The sequence below is a fragment of the Qipengyuania citrea genome (assembly GCF_009828015.1).
Lineage (GTDB): Bacteria > Pseudomonadota > Alphaproteobacteria > Sphingomonadales > Sphingomonadaceae > Qipengyuania > Qipengyuania citrea.
On record NZ_WTYG01000001.1, the window covers coordinates 977,864 to 998,681 of the forward strand.

At 65.9% G+C, this 20,818-nt stretch carries 19 protein-coding genes; 12 read left to right on the plus strand and 7 right to left on the minus strand.

Annotated features, from left to right (window positions below; genetic code table 11):
- Nucleotides 1-28 precede the first annotated feature (28 nt).
- The gene (locus GRI55_RS04690) at nt 29-2,290 is read left to right on the plus strand and encodes an NADP-dependent malic enzyme (RefSeq protein ID WP_050600466.1); all 2,262 of its coding nucleotides are present in this window, start codon (nt 29-31) and stop codon (nt 2,288-2,290) included.
- A gap of 1 nt (nt 2,291) precedes the next feature.
- Here the strand turns inward: GRI55_RS04690 and GRI55_RS04695 are convergent, their stop codons facing one another.
- Entirely contained in the window at nt 2,292-2,963 is a 672-nt protein-coding gene (locus GRI55_RS04695) for an SDR family NAD(P)-dependent oxidoreductase (protein WP_160766332.1), read from the minus strand.
- Between the two features lie 198 nt (nt 2,964-3,161).
- Here GRI55_RS04695 and GRI55_RS04700 point away from each other — a divergent pair, with 198 nt between their 5' ends.
- Nucleotides 3,162-3,767, plus strand: coding sequence for an outer membrane protein (locus tag GRI55_RS04700; RefSeq protein ID WP_050600465.1), 606 nt, complete (start codon nt 3,162-3,164; stop codon nt 3,765-3,767).
- A 50-nt stretch (nt 3,768-3,817) separates the two neighbouring features.
- Here the strand turns inward: GRI55_RS04700 and trmB are convergent, their stop codons facing one another.
- Both trmB and GRI55_RS04710 read right to left on the minus strand, forming a co-directional pair.
- Entirely contained in the window at nt 3,818-4,519 is a 702-nt protein-coding gene (gene trmB / locus GRI55_RS04705) for a tRNA (guanine(46)-N(7))-methyltransferase TrmB (protein WP_160766333.1), read from the minus strand.
- A gap of 19 nt (nt 4,520-4,538) precedes the next feature.
- Complete coding sequence (locus GRI55_RS04710; RefSeq protein WP_063512310.1) at nt 4,539-5,306, minus strand: sulfite exporter TauE/SafE family protein; 768 nt, start codon at nt 5,304-5,306, stop codon at nt 4,539-4,541.
- Nucleotides 5,307-5,434: 128 nt separating this feature from the next.
- Here GRI55_RS04710 and GRI55_RS04715 point away from each other — a divergent pair, with 128 nt between their 5' ends.
- Nucleotides 5,435-6,649 (plus strand): mechanosensitive ion channel family protein, encoded by a 1,215-nt coding sequence (locus tag GRI55_RS04715; protein ID WP_160766334.1) that lies wholly within the window; start codon nt 5,435-5,437, stop codon nt 6,647-6,649.
- 63 nt (nt 6,650-6,712) lie between these two features.
- Here the strand turns inward: GRI55_RS04715 and ctrA are convergent, their stop codons facing one another.
- From ctrA to lptB, 3 genes are all read right to left on the minus strand, one after another.
- On the minus strand, nt 6,713-7,408 hold the full coding sequence (gene ctrA, locus GRI55_RS04720) for a response regulator transcription factor CtrA (protein WP_050601718.1): 696 nt from the start codon (nt 7,406-7,408) through the stop codon (nt 6,713-6,715).
- A 142-nt stretch (nt 7,409-7,550) separates the two neighbouring features.
- Nucleotides 7,551-8,999: an RNA polymerase factor sigma-54 gene (gene rpoN / locus GRI55_RS04725; RefSeq protein WP_160766335.1), complete on the minus strand. Its 1,449-nt coding sequence runs from the start codon at nt 8,997-8,999 to the stop codon at nt 7,551-7,553.
- 26 nt (nt 9,000-9,025) lie between these two features.
- Complete coding sequence (lptB, locus tag GRI55_RS04730) at nt 9,026-9,811, minus strand: LPS export ABC transporter ATP-binding protein (RefSeq protein ID WP_230833907.1); 786 nt, start codon at nt 9,809-9,811, stop codon at nt 9,026-9,028.
- 206 nt (nt 9,812-10,017) lie between these two features.
- Here lptB and GRI55_RS04735 point away from each other — a divergent pair, with 206 nt between their 5' ends.
- From GRI55_RS04735 to GRI55_RS04745, 3 genes are all read left to right on the plus strand, one after another.
- Nucleotides 10,018-10,392, plus strand: a complete 375-nt coding sequence (locus tag GRI55_RS04735) for a hypothetical protein (RefSeq protein ID WP_160766336.1) — start codon at nt 10,018-10,020, stop codon at nt 10,390-10,392.
- A gap of 74 nt (nt 10,393-10,466) precedes the next feature.
- The gene (locus GRI55_RS04740) at nt 10,467-11,813 is read left to right on the plus strand and encodes a TldD/PmbA family protein (protein WP_160766337.1); all 1,347 of its coding nucleotides are present in this window, start codon (nt 10,467-10,469) and stop codon (nt 11,811-11,813) included.
- Complete coding sequence (locus GRI55_RS04745) at nt 11,810-13,198, plus strand: mechanosensitive ion channel family protein (RefSeq protein ID WP_160766338.1); 1,389 nt, start codon at nt 11,810-11,812, stop codon at nt 13,196-13,198. The genes GRI55_RS04740 and GRI55_RS04745 overlap by 4 nt, the downstream gene beginning before the upstream one ends.
- Nucleotides 13,199-13,201: 3 nt before the next feature.
- Here the strand turns inward: GRI55_RS04745 and ppa are convergent, their stop codons facing one another.
- Nucleotides 13,202-13,735, minus strand: a complete 534-nt coding sequence (gene ppa / locus GRI55_RS04750; protein ID WP_050601724.1) for an inorganic diphosphatase — start codon at nt 13,733-13,735, stop codon at nt 13,202-13,204.
- Nucleotides 13,736-13,845: 110 nt separating this feature from the next.
- On the opposite strand from ppa, the gene hisS reads away from it, so the two are divergent.
- The 6 genes from hisS to metK all read left to right on the plus strand — a co-directional run bounded on the left by hisS (nt 13,846) and on the right by metK (nt 20,806).
- Nucleotides 13,846-15,087, plus strand: a complete 1,242-nt coding sequence (gene hisS / locus GRI55_RS04755) for a histidine--tRNA ligase (protein WP_160766339.1) — start codon at nt 13,846-13,848, stop codon at nt 15,085-15,087.
- A complete protein-coding gene (gene prfA / locus GRI55_RS04760; RefSeq protein ID WP_160766340.1) occupies nt 15,084-16,151 on the plus strand; it encodes a peptide chain release factor 1 in 1,068 nt (355 codons plus the stop codon). The genes hisS and prfA overlap by 4 nt, the downstream gene beginning before the upstream one ends.
- Entirely contained in the window at nt 16,144-16,992 is an 849-nt protein-coding gene (gene prmC / locus GRI55_RS04765) for a peptide chain release factor N(5)-glutamine methyltransferase (protein WP_160766341.1), read from the plus strand. The genes prfA and prmC overlap by 8 nt, the downstream gene beginning before the upstream one ends.
- 238 nt (nt 16,993-17,230) lie before the next feature.
- Nucleotides 17,231-17,896 carry a DUF4167 domain-containing protein gene (locus tag GRI55_RS04770; protein ID WP_082847443.1) on the plus strand — a complete coding sequence of 222 codons (666 nt, stop codon included), beginning with the start codon at nt 17,231-17,233 and terminating at the stop codon, nt 17,894-17,896.
- A 42-nt stretch (nt 17,897-17,938) separates the two neighbouring features.
- Nucleotides 17,939-19,534: an apolipoprotein N-acyltransferase gene (gene lnt / locus GRI55_RS04775; protein ID WP_160766342.1), complete on the plus strand. Its 1,596-nt coding sequence runs from the start codon at nt 17,939-17,941 to the stop codon at nt 19,532-19,534.
- A 30-nt stretch (nt 19,535-19,564) separates the two neighbouring features.
- Complete coding sequence (gene metK, locus GRI55_RS04780) at nt 19,565-20,806, plus strand: methionine adenosyltransferase (protein ID WP_160766343.1); 1,242 nt, start codon at nt 19,565-19,567, stop codon at nt 20,804-20,806.
- Nucleotides 20,807-20,818: the final 12 nt, after the last annotated feature.

Here is a 20,818-nt window from a genome sequence, read left to right on the forward strand (position 1 = left end):
GGCGAGCTGCAGCGACACGAGGATACACATGGCCGACGAGAAATCCGCATTCACCACGCGTGAGGCGCTGTTCTACCACGAGACGATCCGCCCCGGTAAGATCGAGATCATCGCCTCGAAACCGATGGGCAGCCAGCGTGACCTCAGCCTGGCCTATTCGCCCGGCGTCGCTGCTCCGGTGGAAGCGATTGCGGCCAATCCTGCGGATGCGGCGCGCTATACCGCGCGGTCCAATCTCGTGGCTGTCATTTCCAACGGCACCGCCATCCTCGGTCTCGGCAATCTCGGCGCGCTGGCGTCGAAGCCGGTGATGGAAGGCAAGGCGGTGCTCTTCAAGCGCTTCGCCGACGTCGATTCGATCGATCTCGAACTCGATACCGAAGACCCGGACAAGTTCATCGAGGCGGTGGCGCTGATGGAGCCCACCTTCGGCGGAATCAATCTGGAAGACATCGCGGCGCCCGAATGCTTCATCATCGAGCAGGCACTGCGCGAGCGGATGAACATCCCCGTGATGCATGACGACCAGCACGGCACCGCGATCATCGCGGCGGCCGGCCTGATCAATGCATGCCATCTCACCGGGCGCGACCTCAAGGATGTGAAAATGGTGGTCAACGGCGCGGGGGCGAGCGCGCTCGCCTGCACCGCGCTGATCAAGGCCATGGGTGTGCGGCACGAAAACGTGATCGTGTGCGACCGGTCGGGCCCGATCACTCCGGGACGCGACAATGTGGACCAGTGGAAGAGCGCGCATGCTGTCGAGACCGCAGCCACCAGCCTCGAAGAAGCGCTCAATGGTGCGGATATCTTCCTCGGGCTCTCGGCGGCGGGTGCGCTCAAGCCCGAATGGGTTGAGCACATGGCGGACAAGCCGATCATCTTCGCCATGGCCAACCCGGTGCCCGAGATCATGCCCGAGGAAGCCAAGGCGGTGCGCCCCGATGCGATCATCGCCACCGGGCGCAGCGACTACCCCAACCAGGTCAACAACGTGCTCGGGTTTCCGTTCATTTTCCGCGGTGCGCTCGACGTGCAGGCAACCGCGATCAACGAGGAAATGAAGATTGCCGCAGCGCGGGCCATTGCCGAACTCGCGCGTGAACGCGTGCCCGAGGAAGTGGCGGCCGCCTACGGCGTGACGCACCAGTTCGGCGAGAATTACATCATTCCCGCCCCGTTCGACCCGCGGCTGATGGAAGTCGTTTCCAGCGCGGTGGCCAAGGCGGCGATGGACAGCGGCGTGGCGCAGGCGCCGATCGCCGATTTCGACGAATATCGCCACAAGCTCAAGGCGCGGCTCAACCCGACGACCGCGGCGCTGACCAATATCTACGACCTCGCCCGCGCCAACCCCAAGCCGATGGTCTTTGCCGAGGCGGAAGAAGACGTCGCGCTGCGCGCCGCCATCCAGTACCGCGAATTCGGTTACGGCGAGCCGATCCTGGTCGGTCGGACCGAAAAGGTCCTCGAGAAGCTGCGCGAACTGGCAGTCGACGATCCCGATGACTGGATCATCGAGAATTCGAACGTGTCGGACAAGGTCCCGGCGATGGTCGACTATCTGTACAAGCGCTTGCAGCGGCGCGGGTATACCGAGCGCGACGTCGCCCGCATGGTCAACCAGGAACGCAACGTTTTCGCAGCACTGCTGGTCGCGCTGGGGCACGGCGAGGGCATGATCACCGGCCTGACCCGTACCTTCAGCCAGACTGCGCGCGAGGTGGGTCGCGTGCTCGATGCGAAGCCGGGTGCGACGCCCTTCGGAATCCATATGATGGTGGGCAAGAACCACACCAGTTTCCTCGCCGACACGACGATGAACGAGCGTCCCTCGGCGGGCGAACTCGCATACATCGCGCGCGAGACCGCGGCGGTGGCGCGGCGCATGGGGCACGAACCGCGCGTTGCCTTCCTGTCCTATTCGACCTTCGGCAATCCGTCGGGCCAGTGGCTGGGCAATATCCGCGATGCGGTGGCGCTGCTCGATGCCGACGATTCGGTGAATTTCGAATATGAAGGCGAAATGGCCCCCGACGCGGCGCTCAATCCCAAGGTCATGGCGCTCTATCCCTTCAGCCGCCTGTCGGGTCCGGCCAATGTGCTGATCATGCCGGGCCTGCAGTCGGCCAACCTGTCGGCCAAGCTGCTGCGCGAACTGGGCGGCGAAACGACTATCGGGCCACTGATGATCGGCTCGGAAAAGCCGGTCCAGATCGCGCCGATGACCGCCATTGCGCCCGATGTGCTGACGCTGGCGGTGCTCGCCAGCGCCGGGGTGGTCGGATAGGCTAGAACGCCAGTTCGTCGCCCTTGTAGTCGACGAAGTGGAAGCTGGCGCCGCTCGCGCCCTCGAGGACGTCTGCGAGGCCGTTGACGCTCTCGTCGATGGTCAGCTTGGCCTGCGGCCCGCCCATGTCGGTCTGGACCCAGCCCGGGTGCAGCGCCAGCACGGCGATGCCGCGTGCGGCGGCGTGTTGTTCGGCCACGCCCTTGGCGAGCATGTTCAGCGCGACCTTGCTGGTGCGGTACAGGTCGTACCCGCCCGAGCTGTCGGAGATCGATCCCATCAGCGACGACATGACCGCCAGTGTCCCGCCGTCCCTGAGCGCGGGCAGCAGCGTCCGCGCCGCGCGCGCGGGGCCGAAGGCATTCGTCACCATCACGTCCGCCACCTCGTCGGCAGTCGCCTGCATCGCATCCTGGTGGCGCGCGCCGGTAACGCCTGCGTTGATCACCAGCGCATCGAACTGCCCATCCTCGAAGCCGAGATCGGCGTAGCTGTCGGGACGGGTGACGTCGCAGCTCACGATGCGCAGCGCCTCGCTTTCCAGCGCGTGCAACGCGTCGCTGCGCGAACGCTCGCTCGCGACGACCTGCCATCCGCGCGCAAGGAACTCCTTCACCAGGCCCAGCCCGATACCGCGCGATGCCCCGAGAATGAAAATCGTCCTGTCTGCCATCGCCATATCCTCCATCGGCTCTCTCTTCTTCGGGTCCCGGCTAGCCTGCCATTGGTGGGATTGGCAAAACCGCTGGTCGAATAAGTGCCCGCACCATCGCTGGCACGCCCCGGGCCGCCGATTGGTTCAGCGGGGCGCAAGCGCGGCTTCGCCAACCGCCGCCGACGTGCATTCAAGCGCACGCGAAAGGATAACAAGATGAAAAAGACAATCGCAACGGTCGCAATCGCCGCGGGCATGCTCGCCACCCCCGCAATGGCACAGGCACAGAACGTGGCCCCGGGCGGCTTCTATGTCGGCGCGCTTGCCGGTTACGAAGGGCTCGACGTCGAATCGGGCGATGCCAGCGTGAGCGCCGATGCCGATTCGGCAGTCTATGGCATTACCGCCGGCTACGACCTCTCGCTCGGCAGCGCTTTCATTGGCGTCGAAGGCGAACTGTCGACCAGCGGCGGCTCGACGGAGTTCCCCGACAGCTTCGGCGGGGCCCGTGACGGTCTCGATGCCGACGGCCAGTATTACATCGGGGCCCGCGCCGGCTTCGCGGTGACGCCGGGCATCGCCGCCTATGGCAAGGTCGGCTATACCGCGCTCGACACCAAGTCCTTTACCAGCGCCGGTTCGCTCGACGATCTTGACAACAATGCCAACGGGCTGCGCTTCGGCGGGGGCTTGCAGGTCCAGCTGCCCGGTCCGCTCGAAGGCCGGCTCGAATACCGCCGGTCGCAATATGACGACATCGGCGGCGATGTCGGCGACGCGACGACCGACCAGGTCGTAGCCGGGCTCGGCCTGCGTTTCTGACGCAAAGATTCTGACCCGCGAGGCCGTCCGGGTGACCGGGCGGCCTCGTGCTATTTCCGGCGGAAGCGAAAGTACCAGACTTCGTGGTCGTAGACTGTGCGGGCCTTGTGCTCGTAGCGCGTCTCGGGCCAGCCGGAGGGGCGGTTCTGCCAGCTCGCAGGGCCTTCGGCGACCCATTCGAATTCATCGGTGAAGCGCCGCATCACCATCAGCGCATGGCGCAGATAGACCGCGTGATCGGTACCGAAGCGAAATTCGCCACCGGGCTTCAGCTTGTCGGCGATCATCCGCACCGGGCCATCGTTCATCATCCGCCGCTTGGCGTGCTTGTTCTTAGGCCAGGGATCGGGGTGGAGCAGATAGACCATCGTCAGCGCGCCATCGGGCACGCGGCGCAGCACTTCCAATGCATCGCCATGCTGGATCCGGACATTGGCCAGCGTCCGGTCGCGCACATGCGTCAGCGCCTGCGCCACGCCGTTGACGAACGGTTCGGCGCCGATGAAGCCATGGTCGGGCAGCAAATCGGCGCGCTCGGCCATGTGCTCGCCGCCGCCGAAGCCGATTTCGAAATGCAGCGGGCGATCGAACCCGAACAGGCGTTCGGCTGTCACCGTGCCTTCCGCGGGTACCGCGATCTGCGGCAGCAATTTGTCGACCAGTTCCTGCTGCGACGCGCGCAGCGGCTTGCCCTGGCTGCGGCCATACAGCCGGTTGAGGGTGGTGGGGTCGCCTTCTTTAAACGCGCTCATGGCGCGGCCGCCTACAAGCCTACCCCCACGCCGTCCAGATGCCGTAGGCGCTGGTCACGCTCAGCGCGATGCCGACAAGGACCAGCATCAGCTTGGGGCTGAAATGCTTGGCTGCCATAGCGCCGAAGGGTGCCGCCGCGATCCCGCCGATGATCAGGCCCAGCGTCGCCCCGGCGATATGTGAGATGCCCAGATGATAGATGAAGCTGGCCGAAATGGTCAGCGTGAGGAAAAACTCGACCGAATTGACCGTGCCTACGACCTTGCGCGGTTCGGCCCCCTGGACCAGCAGGTTCGAGGTCACCACTGGTCCCCAGCCGCCGCCGCCTGCCGCATCGAGGAAGCCGCCGACCAGTCCCAGCGGAGCGACATGCCTGGCCTGCCGCACACGCGGGGGATATAGCAGGCCGCGGATCAGCAGCCACACGCCGATCCCGGCGAGATAGATCAGCACGAAGGGCTTGATCGTATCGCCATCGATCGAGGTGATCAGATAGGTGCCCAGCAGGCCCCCGATCACGCCGGGGACCAGCAGGCGGAAGAACAGCCCTTTGTCGATATTGCCGTGCAGCAGATGGCTGATGCCCGACGTCGCGGTGGTGAAACATTCGACTAGGTGCACGCGCTGCGAAGCCAGCGCCGGCGGCACCCCGAGCAGACCGACCATCAGCGTGTTGGTGATGACCCCGAAGGCCATGCCCAATGCGCCGTCGACCATCTGTGCTGCGAAACCGATGAGAATGAAGGGGATTATGGGCCCCAGATCGAAACCGAACACCTCCATCATGGGGGTGGGCCTTTCAATGTTGATGCCGCCTGCAGCTACTGCGTCCGCTTCCCGGCGACGAGATAGAAAATCTGCCTCGACGCGCGGGGCTTGAACCCGGCGGGGGCAGCGGGGTAGTTGCCCGGGCGATGCAGGCACTCTTCGATGACTATTCCGCGCTGGCGCTATGGCTCCAGTCCCTGATCGCGCTGCTGGGGCTGGCCGCGCTGGCATTCGCAGTGAACTGGTTGCTCAAACGCGTGCTGCTGCGCTTTGCGGCGCCCTATCTCGACAACCGGACCGATACGGCCGACCGCGGCGCGGCCTGGCTCGCCACGGTGATCCCGCTGCTGATCGTCTCGCGCGGGATCCTGCTGGTGCCCCATTTGCCCGAAACGGTGGTGACGGTGACGGTCAATGTGGCGCGGGCGCTGATCGTGTTGTCGATCGCCATGGCGATCGGCTGGGCGCTCAATTACGCGAACGAGCTGTACTCGCGCCGGCCAGAGGCGCGCAGCCGGCCGATCAAGGGCTATGTTCAAGTGGTCAAGATCGCCGTTTTCTGCGGCGCGGCCATCCTGATGATCGCTGTGCTGATCGAACAATCGCCGCTGCTATTGCTTTCGGGTCTGGGCGCGATGGCCGCGGTGCTGCTGCTGGTGTTCAAGGACACCATCCTCAGCCTCGTGGCCAGCGTGCAACTGACCAGCAACGACATGCTGCGGGTAGGCGACTGGATCGAGATGCCGAGCATGGATGCAGATGGCGATGTGGTGGATATCGCGTTGCACACCGTGAAGGTCCAGAATTTCGACAAGACCATCACCACCATTCCGACGCACCGGCTGATCGCCGACAGTTTCCGCAACTGGCGGGGGATGACCGACAGCGGCGGGCGGCGGATCAAGCGGTCGCTGGTGATCGATCAGAACTCGGTACGGTTCCTCGGCGAAGAAGAAGTCGCCGGGCTCAAGCGCTTCCGCCTGCTCGACGACTACCTCGCGCGCAAGGAGAAGGAGATCGCCCAGTGGAACCGCCATGAACTGGCGGGCGACGACGATGCGGTCAATGCGCGGCGGATCACCAATATCGGCACGCTGCGGGCCTATGTGATTGCCTATCTGCGCAGCCACCCCAGTATTGCGAGCACCAATTTCACGCTGATGGTGCGGCAATTGGCGCCGGGGCCGGAGGGTCTCCCGCTCGAAATCTATTGCTTCGCCGATACGGTCGAGTGGCCGATCTACGAAGCGATTCAGGCGGATATCTTCGACCATCTTCTGGCTATCCTGCCCGAATTCGGCCTGCGGATATTCCAGCAGCCGAGCGGGCTCGATCTCGCCCGGCTGGCCAATCCCGCATAGCAAAACGCCCGGTAGCCGAGGCTCCGGGCGTTTCTCGCTATTCCGTCCGGGGAAAGCCGGTGATCAGGCCGCCTCGGCCTCTTCGTTCGGATCGCGCAGCACATAGCCGCGACCCCATACGGTCTCGATGTAATTCTCGCCGCCACAGGCATGGCTGAGCTTCTTGCGCAGCTTGCAGATGAAGACGTCGATGATCTTGAGTTCGGGTTCGTCCATGCCGCCGTAAAGGTGGTTGAGGAACATTTCCTTCGTCAGCGTGGTGCCCTTGCGCAAGCTGAGCAGCTCGAGCATCGCGTATTCCTTGCCCGTCAGGTGGACGCGGGCGCCATCGACTTCGACCGTCTTGGCGTCGAGGTTCACCGCCAGCTTGCCGGTGCGGATGACCGACTGGCTGTGGCCCTTCGAGCGGCGCACGACGGCATGGATGCGGGCGACCAGTTCTTCGCGGTGGAACGGCTTGGTGACGTAATCGTCGGCGCCGAAACCGAAGCTGCGGATCTTGCTGTCCATTTCGGCGATGCCCGAAAGGATCAGGACCGGGGTCTGGACCTTGGCGACGCGCAGCTTCTTGAGCACGTCGTAGCCATGCATGTCGGGCAGGTTCAGATCGAGCAGGATGATATCGTAATCATACAGCTTGCCCAGATCGAGCCCTTCCTCGCCGAGGTCGGTCGAGTAGACATTGAAGCCTTCGGTCGTGAGCATGAGCTCGATGGCCTTGGCGGTAGTCGGCTCGTCTTCGATCAGCAGTACACGCATGGGAAATCCCCTGTATGGCCCCTAAGTACGGCGGTAACCTCCGGTAAAGAGGTATTGCCCTGTATTAACCACACAACATCTGAACGGGAAAGGTTAACGCGCGGTAAAGGGCGTTAACTTTTTTGCGCGTGGCACGCTTGCGTCACAGCGCCGCGAGCTTCTTCTGCCGCCGCCGCTGCGCGCTGGAACCGATGCCGATCGCCTCGCGATATTTGGCGACGGTGCGCCGCGCGAGATCGAAGCCCTCTTCGTTGAGCAGGTCGGCGAGCTTCTGGTCGGACAGCACCTTCTTGGGGTCTTCTGCCTCGCACAGTGCCCTGATGCGCGCCTTGATGGCTTCGGAAGAGGCGCCTTCACCGTCGGCCGCGGACACCCCGCTGGAGAAGAAATACTTCAGTTCGAACGTGCCGCGCGGGCACGCGAGATACTTGTTGCTGGTCACGCGGCTGACGGTGCTTTCGTGCATCTCGATCTGTTCGGCCACTTCGCGCAAGGTCAGCGGGCGCATCGCGGTGACCCCGTGCCGGAAGAAGCCTTCCTGCTTTTTCACGATTTCGGCCGCGGTCTTGAGGATGGTCTTCTGCCGCTGGTCGAGCGCGCGGATCAGCCAGTCGGCCTCGCCCAGTTGTTCGTTGAGCCAGCTGTGCGCGGCCTTGTCGCGGGCACCGGTCTTCAGTTCGAGGAAATAGTCGCGATTGACGACCAGCCGCGGGAGGCTGGCTTCGTTGAGCCGGATGTCCCAGCCATCGGCGCTCGGCGCGATCAGCACGTCGGGGACGATTGCGGCCTGCGCGGTGCCGCCATAGGCAAGACCCGGCTTGGGATCGTAGCCGCGCAGTTCGGCCAGCATATCGGCGAAATCCTCGTCATCGACCTCGCACATGCGTTTGAGCCTGGCGATTTCGCCCGCAGCGACCAGATCGAGATTGTCGATCAGCCGGGCCATGCAGGGATCGTAGCGGTCCGCTTCCTTGGCCTGCAACGCCAGGCATTCGCTCAGTGATCGCGCGCCGACCCCGGTGGGATCGAGCGACTGGACCGTGGCCAGAGCCTGCTCGACCGCCACGAGCGGGGCGCCGAGCTCATCGGCGATGACCAGCAGGTCGGTGGGCAGATAGCCCGCTTCGTCGAGTTCGCCGGCGATGCGCAGCGCGATCAGGGCTTCCCGCGGATCGCGCGCCACCGCGCCGATCTGGTCGGAAAGATGTTCCGCCAGCGTCGGTCCGGCGGACGAACGGTTTTCCAGATCGGGCAATTCCGCGCTGCCCGCGCCGCCGATATCGCCGCGGCTCCAATCGCCCATGTCGCCCGGAGCAGCCTCGGGGTCGATTGCATGGTCCGCAATATCCAGCGCATTGTCGCCGTCCAGGTCGGGGGCGCTGTCATGTTCCTGCGGTTCGGCGCTCGTATCGCTGGCGGTCTCGCGGCTTACTTCGCCCATTTCCAGCAAGGGGTTGGATTCGAGCGCATCGGCGACGAAAGTCTCAATTTCGAGATTGGACAGCGCCAGCAGCTTGATCGCCTGCTGCAACTGCGGCGTCATCACCAGCGACTGGGTCTGCCGCAGATCGAGACGCGGGGCCAGCGCCATGGATCAGCTCCGGGCGGCTTCGGGCATCACAGAGTGAAACTTTCGCCCAGATAGAGCCGCCGCACATTTTCATCGGCCACCAGCGCTTCGGGCGTGCCGGCGAACAACACCTGTCCGCCATAGATGATGCAGGCGCGGTCGACGATCTCGAGCGTTTCGCGCACGTTGTGATCGGTGATCAGTACCCCGATCCCACGTGTCTTGAGGTCCTTCACGAGGTCGCGGATATCGCTGATCGAAAGCGGGTCGATCCCGGCAAAGGGTTCGTCGAGCAGCATGATCGACGGCTTGGCCGCCAGGGCGCGGGCAATCTCGCAGCGCCGGCGCTCGCCACCCGAAAGCGCCATCGCGGGGCTGGCGCGCAGGCGGGTAAGGCCGAATTCGTCGAGCAGGCGTTCGAGCTCCGCGGCGCGCGTTTCCGCGTCGGGTTCGACCATCTCGAGCACGCTGTTGATGTTCTGCTCGACCGTCATCCCGCGAAAGATGCTGGTTTCTTGCGGCAGATAGCCAAGCCCCAGGATCGCGCGGCGGTACATCGGGAGGTTGGTCACATCTTCGCCATCCATCAGGATGCGCCCGGCATCGGGGCGCACGAGACCCATGATCGAATAGAAGCAGGTCGTCTTGCCCGCGCCATTGGGGCCCAGCAGGCCGAGCACTTCGCCCTTGCCCACGCTGAGCGAGATGTCGGTCAGCACTGCCCGCTTGTCGTAGCTCTTGGCGATCGACACCACTTCGAGCCCGCCCTGCGGGATCGGCGGGGCGGCGTCGTGCACCGCATCGTTTTCGTGGCTAGTTGCAATATCGGCCATGGCCCGTGCCATAGCACGCGTCAGCCATGTGAAAACCCCCGCCACGCGGCCTGATCGACGAACTGGCAAGGTTCCTGCATGGGCGCTGGGCAGATGGCGCCCGCAGCTGCCGGGCCGTGCAGACAGCCTTTCGCGCACGATTGCTTGCCAGCGGGCAACAATTTTGAAACAATGCGATTCGGGTCAGAGGAAACAGGAGAGGCGCAATGAACAAGGCGCTCCGCAACGCCGACATCGCAACCGGGCATACCGGGGGGCGAGCGCGAGACTGGCGCAAGGCCATGAGCGACAATGTCGCGCTGGCGCTGCTGGTCTATACCGGCATGCAGATTTTCATGACCGTCGGCGCGATGAAGCAGGGCGTGTCCTCTATCGTCCCCTATCTTGCGCTCATCGTCCTGGTGGCCGGGATCATTCCTGCCTGCCGCTGGTTCGAGCGGCGCTGGTCGGACCTGTCCGACGACCAGGCAGCCGACGGAGCGTTGAAACCGGCCTTTCGCCGCGACCAGATACTGCTGTGGGCAATGGCCATCGGCCTGCCCGCCGCGCTTACCACTTTCTTCACGCTGATTTTTTCCTGACCCTGCCGGCGGTTGCCAGCCAGCCGCCCCGGGCCTAATTCGCGAGGCATGACTTCGCATCTCCGGCAGGCCCGATGATCGGCCCCGATGCAGCGCTTGCCCGCTGCCATGACCTCGTCGAACTGGCTCGCGCAGCGGGCGCGGATGCCGCCGATGCCGTTGCCAGCGCGTCGTCTTCGGAAAGCGTCAGCGTCAGGCTGGGGGCGCTGGAAGAGGTCGAACGCTCCGAAAGCGAAGAAATCGGCCTGAGGGTGTTCGTCGGCCGTCGTTCGGCATCGATCGCGACGAGCGATTTTGGCGGTGAGGGGCTGCGCATGCTGGCGCAGCGCGCTGTCGAGATGGCGCGTCTCGCCCCGGAGGATCCTTATGGCGGGCTCGCCCCGGCCGACGCACTGTTCCAAGGCGACGGCGTCGAACTCGAGCTGAGCGATGGCGCCGAACCGCGCCCCGAAGACTTGCGCGGCGCCGCGCTTGCCACCGAAGATGCCGCGCGCGCAGTCGCGGGGGTGACCAATTCGAACGGCGGCAGCGCCTCGGCCTCGCAATCGGTGTTCGCCCTGGTCACTTCCACCGGATTCGCGCGGGCGCGTGCGGCCGGATCGCACTCATTGTCGGCCAGCGTGGTCGCGGGGGAGGGCGGCGACAAGCAGACCGACTATGCCTATCGCACGCAGCGGCACCGCAGCGACCTGCCCGATCCGGCGGGCATCGGACGCGAGGCCGGCGAACGCGCGGTCCGCAAGGTCGCTCCCGGATTGCTTCCTTCGGGCAGGATGCCCGTGGTGTTCGATCCGCGCGTGGGCGGCGGGATCGTCGGCCATTTGCTCGGCGCCATGACCGGGCCCGCTATCGCCCGCAAGGCAAGCTTCCTGATCGACCGCGAGAACGAACAGCTGTTCGATAACGGTATCCGGATCGTCGAGGATCCGCTGCGCCCCCGCGGCCTGCGATCGCGCAATTACGACGGCGAGGGCATCGCCAGCGTTCCGCGCGCGCTGGTCGAAGGCGGGCGGGTTACCCGCTGGCTGACCAATGTCGCCAGCGCCGCCCAGCTCGATCTGCCACTGACCGGCCATGCGAGCCGGGGCAGCGGCGGGGCGCCCGGCGTGGCCCCGGCCAATGTCTATATGGAACCGGGCACGGCCAGCGCGGCGGACCTCATCGCCGATATCGAGGATGGCGTCTATATCACCGACCTGTTCGGCCACGGGGTCAGCCTCGTCACGGGCGATTACAGCCGCGGCGCCAGCGGGCTGCGCATCCGCAATGGCGAACTGGCGGGGCCGGTGGCGGAAATCACCATCGCCGGGACGCTGCCCGAAATGTTCCGCGCGCTGGTGGCGGCCGATGATCTCGAATTCCTGCGCGGAATCGATGTTCCGACGCTGCGCATCGACGGCATGTCGGTGGCCGGCCAATGATCCGGTTGCTTGCCCTGGCGGCCCTGTTGTGGGCGGTGCCGCTGGCGGCCCAGCTCGAGGTGCCCGCCGAACCGACCGAAACGCCGACCCCCGTCCAGACGATCGCGGCGACGCAGGAAGCGGGCGACGACCGGCGTATTGCCGAACGTATCGCAGGGATCTTTGCCGAGCTGCCCGCCTTCGGAGCGGTCGAGGTCGAGGTCAATGAAGGCGTGGTTTCGCTGTCGGGCACGGTGCCCAAGCCGGACGACATTGCGCGCGCCGAAGCCATCGTCAATCGCGTCGCCGGCGTCGTCACGGTCGAAAACGGGCTCGAACGGGACCTGTCGCTCTCGGCGGGCAGCGCGGGGATACTGACGCTCGCCGACCGCTGGAATTCGCTGGTCCGCATGCTCCCGCTGATCGGGATGGCCCTCGGCGTATGGCTGGCGATCGCCTTTCTCGGCTATCTGATCGCCGGGCTCGGGCGGCTGTGGCACCGGATCGCGCCGAACAGCTTCCTGGCCGAACTGATCGCCAGCGCGATCCGGTTCGGCTTCACGATCGTCGGCCTGGTGATTGCGCTCGACATGATCGGGGCGACAGCGCTGCTGGGCGCGGTGCTTGGCGGCGCGGGCGTCATCGGTATCGCACTGGGTTTCGCCATGCGCGACACGATCGAGAATTACGTCGCCTCGCTGCTGCTGTCGCTGCGGCAGCCGTTTCGCGCCAACGACTGGGTGCAGATCGATACCTATGAAGGCCGGGTTATCCGCCTGACCAGCCGTGCCACCGTGCTGATGACGCTCGATGGCAACCACCTGCGCATTCCCAATGGCCAGGTGTTCAAGGCAGTGATCGTCAATTTCACGCGCAATCCGCAGCGCCGCTTCCATTTCGACCTCGGCGTGGACGCCGACGACGATGCCCGCGCCGCGAGGCAGCTGGGCCGCGACACGCTGGCGGGACTCGCATTCGTGCTATCGGATCCGCCACCCGAAGCGCGGATCATCGAGGTTGGCGATTCGAACGTGGTGATCCGCTTCCTCGGCTGGGTCGACCAGCGCGATACCGATTGGTGGAAGGCGCAGAGCCAGGCGATCCCGGCAGTGAAGGGCGCCTTGGAAGATGCCGGCTTCGGCCTGCCGGAGCCGATCTACCGGCTGCGCTTCGATCCGCGCTCTGCCACGGTGCCCTTCGCGGCCGAAGCGGCCACCGCAACGGTCACCCCGAGCGCGGACGAACCGCCGCAGGCCAAGCGCGCGGTTCGCGATGTCGCGGCCAGCCCGGCCGACGAGGACGTGCGCCCGGCGGACGAGATCGCCGCTATGGTCGAGGAAGAGCGCAACCGGCCGGGAGAAGAGCAGAACAAGGACCTGCTCGATCACTCCCGCCCGGTCGAATAGGCGTTACTTCGCGGCGTTGCAGCGCTCGATGCTTTCGAGCACGATCTGGCGCGCCTCGGCGGCATCGCCCCAATTGCCGATCCGCACCCACTTCTCGCTTTCGAGATCCTTGTAGTGGGTGAAGAAATGCTCGATCTGCTGGAAGATGATGCTCGGCAGGTCCTTCGTTTCGGCGATATCCGAATAATAGGGGAAGGTCGTGTCGACGGGCACGCAGATCAGCTTCTCGTCGCCGCCATGCTCATCTTCCAGATTGAGCACGCCGATCGGGCGGGCGCGCACGACGCAGCCGGGAATGAAGGGCGAGCGGGCGATGACCAGCGCGTCGAGCGGATCGCCGTCGGGGCTGAGCGTGTGCGGGACGAAGCCGTAATTCGCTGGATAGCGCATCGGCGTGTGCAGGATGCGGTCGACGAACAGCGCGCCGCTGGCCTTGTCGAATTCGTATTTCACCGGTTCGCCGCCGGTCGGCACCTCGATGATGACATTGAGGCTCTCGGGCGGATTGTCTCCGGTCGGGATGTTTTCGATGCGCATGGACTGTCTTCTTTGATTGGCGGGCGATTTCTCGCGCCGGAAAGGCTTGCGCGCGCCGATAGCGTCCCCGTCATATTGCGGCAACCGCCTTCCTCGCCTAAGCGCGCGCCATGGCAAAGACACCCCAGGCAATTCGCGGCACGCAAGACATCTTCGGCGCCGACGCCGAGGCATTCGCATTCGTCGTCGAGGCATTCGAGCGCGTGCGCAAGCTCTATCGCTTCCGCCGCGTCGAAATGCCCGTGTTCGAAAAGACCGAAGTGTTCAGCCGCGCGATCGGCGAGACGACCGACGTGGTCAGCAAGGAAATGTATTCCTTCGGCGATCGCGGCGGCGAAAGCCTGACGCTGCGCCCCGAATTCACCGCGGGGATCGCGCGCGCCTTCCTGTCGAACGGATGGCAGCAGCACGCGCCGGTCAAGCTGGCGACGCATGGCCCGCTGTTTCGTTACGAGCGCCCGCAGAAAGGGCGCTATCGCCAGTTCCACCAGATCGACGCGGAAATCATCGGCGCTGGTGAACCGCAGGCCGATGTAGAACTGCTCGCCATGGCCGACCAGCTGCTCAAGGAACTCGGCATCACCGGCGTGACGCTGCATCTCAACACGCTGGGCGACGGCGACAGCCGCGAGGCGTGGCGCGCCGCGCTGGTCGAGTATTTCCTTGGCGTGAAGGACGAATTGTCGGAGGATTCGCAGGAGCGGCTGGAGAAGAACCCGCTGCGCATTCTCGACAGCAAGGATCGCCGCGACCGCGCCTTCGTCGCCGATGCACCCAAGATCGACCAGTTCCTGTCGGACGATGCGCGCGCCTTCTTCGGCGCGGTCACCAGCGGGCTGGATGCGGCAGGGGTCAAGTGGCAGCGCGCCGAAAGCCTCGTGCGCGGGCTCGACTATTATCGCCACACCGCCTTCGAATTCATTCCCGACGAGGGCAGCGAGGCCGCGGGCAAGCTCGGCAGCCAGAGCACGATCCTGGGCGGCGGGCGCTATGACGGGCTGATGGAAAGCCTCGGCGGCGCGCCCACCCCGGCGGTCGGCTGGGCCGCGGGGATCGAGCGGCTGGCCATGCTGGTGGGGGACAGGGCCGAACCCAATGCGGACGCCATAGTCGTGGTCGAAAACGACGGCGCGATGGACGCCGCGATCGCTGCGCTCGGCACGCTCCGCCGCGGCGGCCTCACTGCCGAACTGTTCGCATCCGGCAGCCCGCGCAAGCGGTTCGACAAGGCGGTCAAGGCGGGGGCCGAGGCGATCGTCGCCTTCGACCTGCGCGACGGTGCGCCCGCACGGCGGATCAAGGCCGACGAGGCCGCCACTGCGCGCCTCGAGGCGCTGCTCGGCCGCTCATGAGCATCCCCGCCGAACGCCTCGACCAGATCGCTCACCGCTTCGCCGAGCTCGAGGCGCGGATGGCGTCGGGCCAGCTGGAAGGGGACGCCTTCGTCCAGGCCAGCCGCGACTATGCCGAGCTCGAGCCGGTGGCGAAGGTCGCCGCCGAAGTGCGGGCGGCGCGCGAGGAGATCGCCAGCCTCGAGGAGATGCTCGCCGATCCGGAAATGAAGGCGATGGCCGAGGAGGAGCTGACCGAGCTGCGCCAGCGCCTGCCCGAGGCCGAGCGCCAATTGGCCATCGCCATGCTTCCCCGGGACAGCGCCGATGCCAAGCCTGCCATGCTCGAAATCCGCGCCGGCACCGGCGGCGACGAGGCGGCGCTGTTCGCGGGCGATCTCTACCGCATGTACGAACGCTTCGCCGCCGAGCAGGGCTGGAAGGTCGAGCCGGTCAGCATGAGCGCGTCCGAGGTCGGCGGGTTCAAGGAAGTGGTCGCCAATGTCACCGGCAATGGGGTCTTCGCCAAGCTCAAGTTCGAAAGCGGCGTCCACCGCGTGCAGCGCGTGCCCGAAACCGAAAGCGGCGGGCGGATCCATACCTCCGCCGCGACCGTGGCCGTGCTGCCCGAACCCGACGAGGTCGACGTGCAGATCGACGCGGGCGACCTCAAGATCGATACCTACCGCGCCAGCGGGGCGGGCGGACAGCACGTCAACACCACCGACAGCGCAATCCGCATCACGCACTTGCCGACCAATACGGTGGTCACCTGCCAGGACGGCCGCAGCCAGCACAAGAACCGCGAGAAGGCGATGCAGGTGCTGCGCGCGCGGTTGTTCGAACAGCAGCGCGAGGCGACCGAGGGCGCCGAGGCCGAGGCGCGCAAGGCGATGGTCGGCTCGGGCGACCGGTCCGAACGCATCCGCACCTACAATTTCCCGCAAGGCCGCGTGACCGACCACCGGATCGGGCTGACGCTGCACAAGCTGCCCGAAATCATCGCCGGACCGGGTCTTGGCGAACTGGTCGATGCGCTCATCGCCGAGGACGAGGCCAAGCGGCTCGCCACGCTGAGTGACTGAGCCCGGACCGGCCAGTGTGGCCGCTGCGATCCGCGCTGCGGCGGAGCGGCTGGGCGCGACCAGCGATACCGCGCGGCTCGACGCCGAACTGCTGATGGCGCATGTTCTGGAGACGTCGCGTTCGCAGATGCTGCTGACCCGGATGCGCGACGATGCCGCCCCGCATGCCGCCGCATTCGCGCGGCTGGTCAATCGGCGCGCCGCGCACGAACCGGTGGCGCACTTGCTGGGCGAGCAGGAGTTTTACGGGCTCCCTTTCGCAGTATCGCCTGCCACGCTGATCCCGCGCGGCGACAGCGAAACAATCGTCGAGGCGGCGCTCGAACACGCGGCCGCCGACGCGCGCGTGCTTGACATGGGAACGGGATCGGGGGCGCTGCTGCTGGCCTTCCTGCACGAGCGCCCGTCGGCAACGGGGATCGGCATCGATGCCTCGGCGCAGGCGCTGGCCGTGGCGCAGCGGAACAGCGCTGCGCTGGGCCTGGCGGAGCGCGCGCAGTTCAGGGAAGCGAGCTGGCTGGACAGCGGCTGGGCCGATGCGCTCGGCCGGTTCGACCTCGTGCTGTGCAACCCGCCCTATGTCGAAACCGGCGCCCCGCTCGATCCGGATGTGCGCGATTACGAGCCGGCTTCCGCGCTGTTCGCCGGACCCGAGGGGCTTGACGACTATCGCGCGATCATCCCGCAGCTTGGCAAGCTGCTTGCGCCAGGCGGTGTCGCAGTGCTCGAAATCGGGGCGGCACAATGGCAGGCGGTGCGTGCGCTGGCGAGCGAATCGGGCTATACGGTGGCGCTGCGCCGCGATATCGGCGGACGCGACCGGGCGCTGATTCTCACTTAGGGCTTGGCAAAGCCGATTCGACCCTTTACCTCTGGCCACAGGCCAGTGGTGCGCGGGTAACGCTTCCCACCGGTTCCAGCTCCGACATTGCAGTTACGGTACGAGGCTTCGGCCCCGTATACCTTGCACAAAATGGAGCACGCGAGCTGCGACAAGCGCAGTCGCGCAAGGGGTCACGCGGCCATATGCGCACCGGTTGTAAGGTGCGCGCCGCGCATTGAATAAGGACCAGCTACCCTTGAACAATAATCGCAATAACCGTCGTCGTGGACGCGGTAACCGCAATCAGGGCGGGGCCAATTCGGCCAATCGGATCGATAGTCGTGCCCGGGGCAATGCTCCGCAGTTGCTCGAAAAGTACAAGAAGCTTGCCCAGGACGCCCAGCACAATGGCGACCGGGTCCAAGCCGAATACTATCTCCAGTTCGCCGACCATTATTTCCGCGTCCTCGCCGACAACAAGGCCCGCCAGGAAGAATCCAAGGGCAAGCGGCCGGACGATCGCGGCCAGAACCAGTCGGATGACGACGGGGACGAAGACGATGGCGACGATCGCCGCGGCAATCGCCGGCAGCCGCGCAATCGCCGCGACGATGCCGAAGATGGCAATCGCAAGCCGCGCGCGCGCCGGCCGAAGAACGACGACCAGAACGACGACAGCGAGTTCGAATCGTCGGACAATCCCTTCACGCGCCGCGACGACGAGGACGAAGCGCCCAAGAAGCGCCGTGCCCCGCGCAAGGTGAAGAAGGCCGACGACGCCAATCCCGCCGGCGGCGAGATCGACGCGGCGGTGCTGCCGCCTTCGATCGGCGCAAGCGAATCCGCGGGCGACGACAAGCCGGCCCCGCGTCGCCGCAAGCGCAAGCAGGACGATGAGAGCGAAGTGGGCGCGGTCGGCTGATCGCGCTTGCACCTCTGCTTTGACTGACTAAGGGGCAAGCCGATGGAGAAACTCCCCGGCTTGGCCCGTTCTCACCCGCAAATCGCCGCCCTCGCGCTGGGCGGCCTGTCGGCCCTGGGCTTCCAGCCGTTCCACCTCTGGCCTGTGGGGCTTGCGGCGGTCGGCGCGTTCGGCTGGCTGGCGTGGCGCGCCACCGGATGGCGCTCGGCGCTGCTTGCCGGTTGGCTGTTCGGCCTCGCCCATTTCACCATCACCAACAACTGGATCGCCACCGCCTTTACCTATCAGGCGGAAATGCCTGCCATTCTCGGCTGGGCCGCGGCGCCGCTGCTGTCGCTCTACCTCGCCATATGGCCCGCGCTCGCGACTTGTGTCGCGTGGTGCGCCGCGCGCCGGCGCGGGCTGCTCACCTTCGCGCTGGTATTCGGCGCGATGTGGATCGGCGCGGAATGGCTGCGCAGCTGGGTCTTCAGCGGCTATGCCTGGGGTCCGCTGTCGATGATGGTGCTGGGCCCGTGGGACCGCCCCGGACTGGCGGCGGCGCTGCCCTTTACCGGCAGCTACGCGCTGTCTGGGCTGATGGCCTGCGCCGCGGTGCTGCTTGCCGACCTGCTGCGCACCCGGCGATGGCTTGCCTTGGCAGGTGCTGCAGCTGCCCTTGCCATACTGGTTTATCTGCCGGCCGGTGAGCCGCGCGAAGGAACGGTGCCGCTCACGCTGGTCCAGCCCAATCTGGGGCAGGACGAGATCAATGACGCCGCGCGCTTCGAAGAGCAGTTCCAGCGCATCGCCGCGCTCAGCGTGCCGCGGGAAGCGCGTCCCAACCGGCTCGTCCTGTGGCCCGAAAGCGGTGTTCCGGACTATCTGCGCGATGGTTATCCGCAGCGCTATTACACCCAGATGACCGCCGGGGGCGACCCGGCCTTCGCGCGCGCCAGGATCGGGCGCGTGATCGGCGCCGACAGCCTGCTGCTGACCGGGATGGTCGATCTCGAGATCGACATGGTCGAGGGCCGTGAACGCGCTGTGGCCGCGTACAATTCGATCGCATCGATCGATCCGGCCGGACGGCTGGGCGAACGCTATGCCAAGGCGCATCTGGTCCCCTATGGCGAATACCTGCCGATGCGCGACTGGCTCGAACCGCTCGGCCTCTCGCGGCTCGTCGCGGGGACGCTCGATTTCATTCCCGGTCCCGGTCCGCTGAGCCAGGATCTCGGCCCCTTCGGCAGGGCGGGGATGCAGATCTGCTACGAGATCGTCTTCTCGGGCGAAGTGGTCGACCGCACGGACCGACCCGATTACATCTTCAACCCATCCAACGATGGCTGGTTCGGGGACTGGGGCCCGCCGCAGCATCTGGCGCAGGCGCGGATGCGCGCGGCGGAGGAAGGGCTGCCGGTACTACGTTCGACGACCACCGGGATCAGCGCCGTGATCGACGCACGCGGGGTGGTGCGCGACCATATCGGGCGCAATGTGGCCGGGCGGATCGATACAGTGGTGCCGCCACCGGCGCCGCCCACATGGTTCGCGCAGGCGGGGCACTGGTTGACGCTCGTCTGGGCTATCGCACTGCTGGCACTATCGCTGGTTGCCATGCGCCGCGCGGAAGGCTACCCCGCACAGAACACATAAAGATTTCTTTATATCGGGATTTGCTCGTTCATGCGCACCAGTTTTCTCTTCACCTCCGAGAGCGTCTCCGAGGGCCATCCCGACAAGGTGTCCGACCAGATTTCGGATGCGATCGTCGATTTGATGTTGGCCAAGGATCCCGAAGCCCGCGTGGCCTGTGAAACCATGACGACGACCCAGCGGGTGATCCTCTCGGGCGAGATCCGCTGCGCGCCGATGTACAACGCCAACAATCCCGACTGGGCCGAAAACGGGGGCTGGGCCCCCGGCGCGAAGGAAGAAATCGAGAAAGCGGTGCGCCGCACGGTGCGCGAAATCGGCTATGAGCAGGACGGGTTCCACTGGCAGACGCTGACCTTCGAAAACCACCTGCACGGCCAGTCTTCCGAAATCGCGCAGGGCGTCGATGCGGCGGGCAACAAGGACGAAGGCGCCGGTGACCAGGGCATCATGTTCGGCTTCGCCTGCGATGAAACGCCCGACTACATGCCTGCGCCGCTCGACTACAGCCACAAGATCCTCGAACGGCTCGCGGCGGATCGCAAGAGCGGCGCTGCGCCGTTCCTCGAACCCGATGCGAAGAGCCAGGTCACGCTGCGCTACGAGAACGGCAAGCCGGTGGCCTGCACTGCCGTCGTCGTGTCGACCCAGCATGCCAAGGGTTACCACGAAGGCGCCAGGGAGGCCGAGCTCAAGGCCTATGTCAAAGGCGTGATCGGCGACATCCTGCCCGGCGGATGGATCACCGACGAGACCGAGTGGCATATCAACCCCACCGGCGCGTTCGAGATCGGCGGGCCCGACGGCGATGCCGGGCTGACCGGGCGCAAGATCATCGTGGACACCTATGGCGGCGCGGCCCCGCATGGCGGCGGTGCGTTCAGCGGTAAGGATCCGACCAAGGTCGATCGCTCGGCCGCCTATATCACGCGCTACCTGGCGAAGAACATCGTCGCGGCGGGGCTTGCGCGGCGCTGCACCATCCAGCTGTCCTACGCCATCGGCGTGTCCAAGCCGCTCTCGCTCTATGTCGATACGCATGGCACCAGCGCCGCCGGGGTGACCGACGAAGCGCTCGAGGATGCGATCCGCAGCATCGACAAGCTGGGCGGGCTGACCCCGCGCGGGATCCGCACGCACCTCGGCCTCAACAAGCCGATATACCGCCAGAGCGCCGCCTATGGCCACTTCGGGCGGCAGGCCGATGGCGAGCATTTCCCCTGGGAACGCCTCGATCTGGGCAAGGATCTGAAGGCCGCGCTGGCAGGCTAGCCGCGCTCCCGG